Here is a 7,771-nt window from a genome sequence, read left to right on the forward strand (position 1 = left end):
CCACCATGGCCACCGTCGGCACAGATCAGGATCGCGCCGGTATCGACGGTGGCGAACAGCCGGTCCGGGGTGGCCGGATCATGGGTCAGGTTCACCATGTAGCGGTCGGCAAAAGCACTGGACACCACCTGCCAGTCAAGATCCGGCTCCTGCGCCGAGATCAGTCCGACCCCGTAAACGAAGGCATAAATCCGCTTGTCGGGCATGGCATGAACCATGGTTGTCGGCGCGGGCGTGGCGTAGGCTGGCCGCCAGGTGGCACCGCTGTCGCGGCTTTGCTGCAACCCGGTCATCGTCGCGGCATAAAGGCTGTCGACATCCAGCGCCGAAACCGCCAGCGAAAACGTGTCTTTCGGCAAGTGCTTGACGGCGGTCCAGCTTTTCCCGCCGTCGCGGCTGACCTCAAGGTCATCGGCAATGGCATAGATCACTTGCTGGTCGGCGGCACTGGCACCGAAGGCGCGGAACGCCAGCAGGCTGTTGGCCGGGTTTGACGCGGCAGACCAAGTTGTGCCACTTTTGACGGACGCCAACAAGCCTGTCGCTTGGCCGGTGGCACCAAAACCGCTTGCAATCAGCGCCTTGGGGTTTTCAGGGGCACTCACCAGTGCCGTCAGCCCGACCTCCAGCCCGGGAACGAGCGCTGAAACCCCATCCGGTGCCTCGTTGAGCAATCCGTATTGCGTCGCCAGCAACAGCCACACCGGATGCGCTGATGCGGCATCGACCGCGATGCCATTGATCGGGCTTATCGCATCCGTCGCAATCGGCTCAGCACTGGCGGCGGACGGTCCACCCAGCACTACCGCAACAGCCAGCCCCAAAGCCGGAACCAAACGAAATGGGATCTACATTTTCCCGCTTGCCAATTGCGCTACCGTCTTTGCCTACCCCTTCGCCGGTTGTCGTGCAATGCTTCGGTCCAAAGGACATTGTGCAGGGCGCAGGGTCGATGCCTCGCGCCATGCCAGTAGCGCCACCGCCACCCCGTCGACCGCCGCGCCGCCAACGGTTGCCAGCGCCCGGCGCACCGTTCGGTGCCGGTTTCAAACCACGAAGACATCCCAGCCGCCATACGAGTTGCGGATCGAGCCGCGCGGAATGGCGAGACCGGCAATCAGCACCCCGGCAAGCACGCTGCCCCATTGCGCCACTGGTGATGCCGCCCCTTCGAGCAGCCAGGGGGCGGCGATCAGCCAGAGCCCGGCGGGCAGGGCAAGAAACCGCACCGCGCGCGCCACTTCGGCAAACGCGATGATCGCGATCGTCACCACCAAAAGCCCGGTCAGATGGTCGCTGTTGGTCAATGCCCCAGAGTTGCCATAGGTCAGCCGGGTAAAGGTCAGCGAGATGCCGATGGCACAGATTGCCAGCAGCGCCGGGGGAAAGGTGACACCCCGCGCCGCTTGCCCGAACATCTGCGCCTTGGCTGCCAGTACGCCGCGGGAATGATCGTCGCTGCCGCCCGCCATTGCGCCGCCGGTCCAGAAGGTGCGCCAGAACGGTTTTCCGGCGCGCTGCGAGGCGGTCAGAAACTGCCCCATCGCCACGAATTCATCCAGCGAGAACGGAATCATCAGCGCCATCGCCAGCGCCGTAAGCAGGCACAGCGTGCACCAGGTGCCGATCACGATCGGCTGCACGATCACGAAATAGATGCTGACAATGCCCAGTGGCAGGATCAGGAATGCCAGCGCCAGAACCATCCACGGCATGGTGCGCCAGCGATCCTTGCCGCCCATGAACGTCATCACCAGTTCCAGCGCATAGACCGCCGCCCCCAGCCCGGCATCGGCGACCGGCCAGGCCCTGGACATCGGCGAGGTGATGATGGTCTCGGTGCCATTCAGCCCGCTGGTTCCGGCAAAGAACGGCTCCCACACGCCGTCGATATGGCCCAACTGATAGGCGGCCATATAGCGCGCGATCAGAAAGCCGAACAGCGCCAGCACCCCGACCGGCAGCCGCTGCAACCAGCTTGCCGGATTGTAGCCCCATTCGGGCGGAATGTCGGGCTTGCCCATCATGCCCTCCATGCTCATGCCGGGCATCATCGGGATCAGCACTGACAGCGCGATCACCGCGCCGCCGATCAGGGTGGCGTTGGCATAGGCTCCGGCCAGCGGGGTCCAGAACACCAGGGGCGCCAGCAGCAGCCAGCCACCAACCACCGCATTGGCCCATTGCGCCCAAGGGTAGCGCCGGGCGGCATTGGCTGAGAGATAGCCGAAGATCACGATCAGAACGCCGCTGCCCACATCGCTGACGGTCATCAGCATGGCGCGCTGCGCAAAAGGTGCCAGACCGCGCTCAGCCATGACCCGCAGCTGATTGGCATCGGCCGCGAAATCGCTCAGATACCCCAGCGTGAACGGGGCGCTGATCATCCAGAACCCCAGCATGATTGCCACATAATGCGGCCAGAGCAGCGCGCGGTGCGCATCTCCCACCATGTCGCCCATGCCGCCGGATGCCGCACTCGCCATGCCATGGGCCATGCCGGGCATTGCGAGACCGGCGTTGGTCATATCTGCGGGCTTCGGGTCGGCCATCGTCGCCGCCGTGGCGCTGGAGGGTGCCGTCTCAACCTTCAGCGTCATGCCGCAGATCGGGCAACTGCCCGGCGCGCTGCGCCTGATCTCGGGGTGCATCGGGCAGGTGTAGATCGGGTCGGTGCCTGGGCCGGGTGCCGCGGCAGCGTGGCCGGAATGATCCATGGTCATGCCCCCTGCTCTTGTGCGGTTGCAGCGGCGTTGGCCAGCATCCATTCCGGCGGCTCCAGCGCGTTTTCCTGGTAAAAAGCCAGCGGGTCGGCCTTGAGCGCCGCCACCATGTTGGGGATCGCACCGCGCAGACTGTGCTGCGGCACCCAGCCCAGAACCTGTTTGGCGCGGCTGATATCCAGCGCGTAATGGTCACTGGCACGGTCGATCATCCACGGCTTGATGAAAGGCTTCTGGCCAAGGATATTGTCCTCGACCCAGGCACCGATCTTGGCCACCGGACCCGGCACCGAGGTGGTTTCATAGGATTCGTCATGGATCTGGCGCATGAATGTATGCTGCAATTCGTCATAGCTCAGCGCCTCGGCCTCACCGATCAGCAGCACGGTTTCGGCGGGCAGCGTCGCGCGCAGCGCCACCGAAAGGGCAATCGCATTCACCACGTCATCCATATGGACATAGGCGGTGCCATGCGACGACGCGCCGGCATAGAGGTGCGATTCCAGTTGGCGTTCGTTGATGCGCTGGATCTGATGCGCCAGCGGCGGCGAATGGCAGCCGTCATCGTAGACCCCGGCAAAGCGCAGGACCACGGTCGCAACATCGCCGCGCGCCGCGTGGATCAACGCCTCGGTGCGGACCTTGGATTCGGGGTAGGCCCAGGTCGGGTCGATCGGCCAGTCTTCGTTGAAGAAGATCCCCGGCTCGCCCGGCTTGTGCACCAGCATCGTGCTGGAAAACAGGAATTGCTGCACCTCGAAATTCGCGCGCAGGCCAGCCAGCAGCCGCCGCGTGCCGTTGACCGTGATCTCGTCATATTTCGGGTTGGGTTCGCCGCTAAAATCGTAATAGGCCGCAAGGTGGATGACCGAGGCCACCCGGCCACCGTGATGCGCCCGCAACAGCTTCAGGCCCTTGGTCACGCTGGCGTCCGAGGTGATATCGACTGGAATTCGGGTGCAGCCTTCGGGCGGATCGGGCGGGGCCTCGCGATCAAATCCCACCACATTCGGGTAGGTCTTGCGCAGCTCGCGCATCACGGCAGAGCCGATCCGACCGTTGGATCCGGTGATCAGAACGACGTCACCTTCGGGTTTCATGCTTTCCTCCACACACAGACGGTTCTTCGGGTCTACAGATGAAAACTTTCAGCCTTCCCCGGGGTCCAGACGCTCAGCCCCTGCAGCAGCCACCCCTGAAGGCCGTTGCGATAGTAGAGGATGCGCCCGGGCGGAAAGCCGGCCTCCACCAGCTTGCGGATCGCCGATGGCGATTGCCCGCACCAGACCCCGTTGCAGAACAGGGCGACGCGGGCGGCATCACGGCAATCCCACCCCTCCGCCCCGCGGCGACACCCGAGATGCTCCAACGCCTGATCGGTATCGGTAAAGGGCAGGTTGACCGCGCCAGGAATCGTGTATTTCGCATATTGGTCCGGCTTGCGCCCGTCAGCGACCACGATATCCGGCGCGCTCAGCGCCTCGATCAATTCAAGTTCGCCAAGCGGCACCACACCCGCAACCGGCACGAGCGGTTGCAGCAGCGCCGGAGGCGCGGCCCGGGACGTGTGCGCCCATTCGTCCGTCAAACGATGGTCCGCGTCTGGGACGCGGGAAATTTCGACAGCACCATCAGGCGTGCCGACGGACAGGCTGACGACGCCATCCATGATGCACACCGGCGCGCCTTGAGCCTCAGACATTCTGCACGACATTGACCAGCATATCGCGGACCTGTCCGGCGACAGCGGTCAGTTTGGCGTTGTCAATCGCCTGCATCGACGCGACCGGGTCGATGGCGCTGACCTCGACCCCACCCTCGACCTCGCGCAGGATGACGTTGCAGGGCAGCATCGCGCCCACCCGCGGCTCGATCCCGATTGCCTGATGCGCCATCTTCGGATTGCAGGCCCCAAGGATGCGGTAGGCGGGCATCTCGACGTCGAGCTTTGTCTTCATCGTCGCCTTGACGTCGATCTCGGTCAGCACGCCAAAGCCATGATCAGCAAGTGTTGCGCGGGTGCGGGCTTCGACGTCATCGATATCCGCGCCTTCGATCAGTCGATTGATCGTATAAGTCAATGTCCGTTTCTCCTGTTCATTTGCGATGATATTTGATCAGTGCCGCTATGGCCAAAACCACGAGCACAAGGATCAGCAGGCCGAAGAGCCAGCCGAAGCCCATTCCAAAACCAATTCCGGGGCCCATTTCGTTCCAGTTCATCATCATGTCTCCTTCTGTTCTGTCATAGGCTACGCCTTTCGTTCGAACGTCGGGCTAACATGGGGCAGCCAGCGTGGACGCGTCGGGATACCGGGGTGCCCACGTGAGGGCACCCCGCTTTGCATCAGGCCGAGGCGTGACCGCAAACTCGGTCATCATGCCCGAGGCCATATGCGCCATCGCCGCGTCTTTCTTCGGCCCCTCGGCAGCGCTTGCGCAGCAGGATTTGACGGTCTTGACCTGCTGTTCGGAATTGCTGGCGGTTTTGGTCGGCGCGGACATGGCAAACATCCTTCCAAGGCGCGTGCCTGCCCCTTGGGATTGGCGCGGCGTTGTTGCATTACTGGTTCCCGAGGCGTGACTTGCCCTTTCTCGTGGATTTCATGCCACGCGACCGATCTCGGCGGTGCCGAGGGCTGAGAAGCGGTTCATCAGTGCGACGCGGATCTGGATCTCGGCGGTCTGGCGGTCGGGGTCTCTTGCGGCGATGCGTTCGCCGAAGGCTTTGAGACATCGCATCTTCGCCTCGATGCGGCTTCGTGCGTGGTATCCGGTCCAGCGTTTCCAGAACGCCCTGCCATAGTGCCGTGTGGCGCGCAGGGTTTCGTTTCTGGCGATTGCGGCCGGGCAGTCCTCTTTCCAGGGCCGACCGTTCTTGCGGATCGGGATGATCGCGGTGGCCTGGCGGTCGATGATGGCGCTGTGACAGCGGCGGGTGTCATAGGCACCATCGCCGGTCACCGTGCCCATCTCTTCGCCTTCGGGGATCTGATCCAGCAGTTCTGGCAGGACGGGGCTGTCACCGTCGCTGCTGGGGGTGAACTCAACCGCCCGGATGTCCGAAGTCGCGGTGTCCGTGGCCAGATGCACCTTGCGCCGCGAGCCTTGTCGCGCCATTGGTCCGAGCGACAATGGCGAGCGCGTCGGCCTTGAACACCATGCTTGCGGGCCTGCCACTCACCGTCGCCCATGAACTTGATCCCGGTGCTGTCCGCGAGCAGGTTGAGCGGGCCATCGGCACGCCGGTAGGGGATCTGGACAGCCAGTGTTTTCTGCCGCCGACACAGCGTTGTATAATCCGGCACGGGCCAGTCCAGGTTCGCCATCTTCAACAAGCTGGCCACCATCCCGGTCGTCTGCCGCAAGGGCAGCTTGAACAGGACCTTGATGGTCAGACAGAACTGGATCGCATTCGTCGGGAAAACAGTCCCCCTGACCGTTTTCTGATCCTCCTCATTCCGAGAACACTACAGGGCGGCCTGGGCGGCCATCATGCGGCGCGAGCCAGGTCATCTCCTTGTCCAGCCAGATCAGCAGCGACCCGCGCCTGCGCAGCGACACAGTGTAACTGGACCAGTTCGTCGTGCGATAGCGGGCAGGCGGGGGCTTCGTCATCCCCAACTTCTAACCGCATGGATTCACGTTGTGAATCCTCCAACCGCGGAGTTGTGCAACATGTGTAACCGCCCCTTGCGCAAGAGGAATCTTCAGAGCTTTTCTTGGCGCGTCATCGGGTGCTGACATGTGTCCGGCCTTGTATGCGGCGTCGTACATGCCGCGGGCCCGTATGGTGTTCGAAGGTCGGGTCCAGATCAAAGCCGCGTGCTCGAAGGCACTCTGTTGCACACTGGTTCTCCCGATCCCGTCTCACGACTGTTGCGCCAAACTGCTCCTTGCCCTCTTCCGCTCCGACGTCCTCGCGACCGACGGACGGCTTATGCCGCCGCAGCCGGAGACTGGTAGACGCCGCCCCGGGCCATCAGGGCCCATACGATCCGCGCCATTTTGTTCGCCAGCGCCACCCGCACCAGCATTGGTGGCTTACGCGTCAGCATCCTGCCCAGCCATGTGCCGGGTTTGGCCACGGCATGGACGTGCCGTTTGATGATGACGCTGTTGGCGCCAATGATCAGGAGGCGTCTCAGGGATCGTTCGCCCATCCTGGTCGTGGCCCCAAGGCGCTGCTTGCCGCCAGTGGAATGCTGCCGCGGCACGAGACCCAGCCACGCCGCAAAATCGCGTGCCTTGTGGAAAGTCTCGGGAGGCGGGGCCAAGACCGCGATGGCTGTGGCGATCAGGGGGCCGATCCCGGGCACAGTCATCAACCGCCGTGCCACATCATTCGCCTTTGCCCGGCGGGTGATCTCGGCATCGAGCATTTCGATCTCCGCCTCCAGATGGGACAGCGTCGTGATCAGCACCTTCAAGGCGGCGATCGCAACGGCGGGCAAGCCGCTGTCCGGATCCTCGACAATCGCGACAAGCCGCTTCGCGTTGGCCGCCCCTTGCGGCACGATCTGCCCGAACTCGGTCAGATGGCCGCGCAGGGCATTGATGGCTTGCGTCCTCTGCCGGATCAACATCTCACGCACGCGGAAGACCATTGCCGCCGCCTGGGTTTCTTCGCTCTTCACGGGCACAAAGCGCATCGTCGGGCGCTGTGCAGCTTCGCAAATGGCTTCGGCATCGGCGGCATCATTCTTCTGGCGTTTGACGAATGGCTTGACGTAGGCAGGCGGGATCAGCCGCACGTCGTGTCCCAGCTTGCCGATCTCACGACCCCAGAAATGAGCGCCACCGCATGCCTCCATCGCGACGACACAAGGTGGCAACTGACTGAAGAACTCCAGCACCTGCGCTCGCCGTAGTTTCTTGCGCAAGACCGCTCGGCCCACGCCGTCGGCTCCATGAACCTGGAATACATTCTTCGCCAGATCGAGCCCGACCGTGATAATCTCCGACATGACCGCTCTGCTTTGTGGATCGTTGATGACCCACCTTGGCACGTTGATGCCGTCGGGGGGCGGTCACATCATCAAAGCCTC

At 63.4% G+C, this 7,771-nt stretch carries 8 protein-coding genes and 1 pseudogene; all 9 read right to left on the minus strand.

Going from position 1 to position 7,771, the window contains the following annotated elements; translation table 11 throughout:
• Window positions 1–803 (minus strand): hypothetical protein (locus Q8J98_RS02225; protein WP_305292956.1); only part of this gene is annotated, 803 nt, incomplete at its 3' end.
• Window positions 804–1,046: 243 nt separating this feature from the next.
• Window positions 1,047–2,723: a vitamin K epoxide reductase family protein gene (locus Q8J98_RS14770; RefSeq protein WP_370868047.1), complete on the minus strand. Its 1,677-nt coding sequence runs from the start codon at window positions 2,721–2,723 to the stop codon at window positions 1,047–1,049.
• Complete coding sequence (locus Q8J98_RS02240; protein ID WP_305292957.1) at window positions 2,720–3,823, minus strand: NAD(P)-dependent oxidoreductase; 1,104 nt, start codon at window positions 3,821–3,823, stop codon at window positions 2,720–2,722. Before Q8J98_RS02240 ends, Q8J98_RS14770 begins: the two co-directional genes overlap by 4 nt.
• A 32-nt stretch (window positions 3,824–3,855) precedes the next feature.
• Window positions 3,856–4,392 (minus strand): rhodanese-like domain-containing protein, encoded by a 537-nt coding sequence (locus Q8J98_RS02245; protein ID WP_305292958.1) that lies wholly within the window; start codon window positions 4,390–4,392, stop codon window positions 3,856–3,858.
• Between the two features lie 25 nt (window positions 4,393–4,417).
• Window positions 4,418–4,804, minus strand: coding sequence for a DUF302 domain-containing protein (locus Q8J98_RS02250; RefSeq protein WP_305292959.1), 387 nt, complete (start codon window positions 4,802–4,804; stop codon window positions 4,418–4,420).
• Between the two features lie 16 nt (window positions 4,805–4,820).
• The gene (locus Q8J98_RS02255; protein ID WP_305292960.1) at window positions 4,821–4,946 is read right to left on the minus strand and encodes a hypothetical protein; all 126 of its coding nucleotides are present in this window, start codon (window positions 4,944–4,946) and stop codon (window positions 4,821–4,823) included.
• Window positions 4,947–5,000: 54 nt separating this feature from the next.
• Window positions 5,001–5,228: a hypothetical protein gene (locus Q8J98_RS02260; RefSeq protein ID WP_305292961.1), complete on the minus strand. Its 228-nt coding sequence runs from the start codon at window positions 5,226–5,228 to the stop codon at window positions 5,001–5,003.
• Window positions 5,229–5,327: 99 nt separating this feature from the next.
• Window positions 5,328–6,341 (minus strand): annotated as a pseudogene (locus Q8J98_RS02265) (IS5 family transposase).
• A 320-nt stretch (window positions 6,342–6,661) separates the two neighbouring features.
• The gene (locus Q8J98_RS02270; protein WP_305292962.1) at window positions 6,662–7,690 is read right to left on the minus strand and encodes an IS110 family transposase; all 1,029 of its coding nucleotides are present in this window, start codon (window positions 7,688–7,690) and stop codon (window positions 6,662–6,664) included.
• Window positions 7,691–7,771: the final 81 nt, after the last annotated feature.

Source organism: Phaeovulum sp. (assembly GCF_030684035.1).
In the GTDB taxonomy this organism is placed as follows: domain Bacteria; phylum Pseudomonadota; class Alphaproteobacteria; order Rhodobacterales; family Rhodobacteraceae; genus UBA6213.

What these genes read in the sequence shown, in the direction of transcription:
- Q8J98_RS14770 (WP_370868047.1), bottom strand. Translation starts at nt 2,723, where the DNA reads ATGACCATGGATCATTCCGGCCACGCTGCCGCGGCACCCGGCCCAGGC.
- Q8J98_RS02245 (WP_305292958.1), bottom strand. Translation starts at nt 4,392, where the DNA reads ATGGATGGCGTCGTCAGCCTGTCCGTCGGCACGCCTGATGGTGCTGTC.
- Q8J98_RS02270 (WP_305292962.1), bottom strand. Translation starts at nt 7,690, where the DNA reads ATGTCGGAGATTATCACGGTCGGGCTCGATCTGGCGAAGAATGTATTC.
- Q8J98_RS02255 (WP_305292960.1), bottom strand. Translation starts at nt 4,946, where the DNA reads ATGAACTGGAACGAAATGGGCCCCGGAATTGGTTTTGGAATGGGCTTC.
- Q8J98_RS02240 (WP_305292957.1), bottom strand. Translation starts at nt 3,823, where the DNA reads ATGAAACCCGAAGGTGACGTCGTTCTGATCACCGGATCCAACGGTCGG.
- Q8J98_RS02260 (WP_305292961.1), bottom strand. Translation starts at nt 5,228, where the DNA reads ATGTCCGCGCCGACCAAAACCGCCAGCAATTCCGAACAGCAGGTCAAG.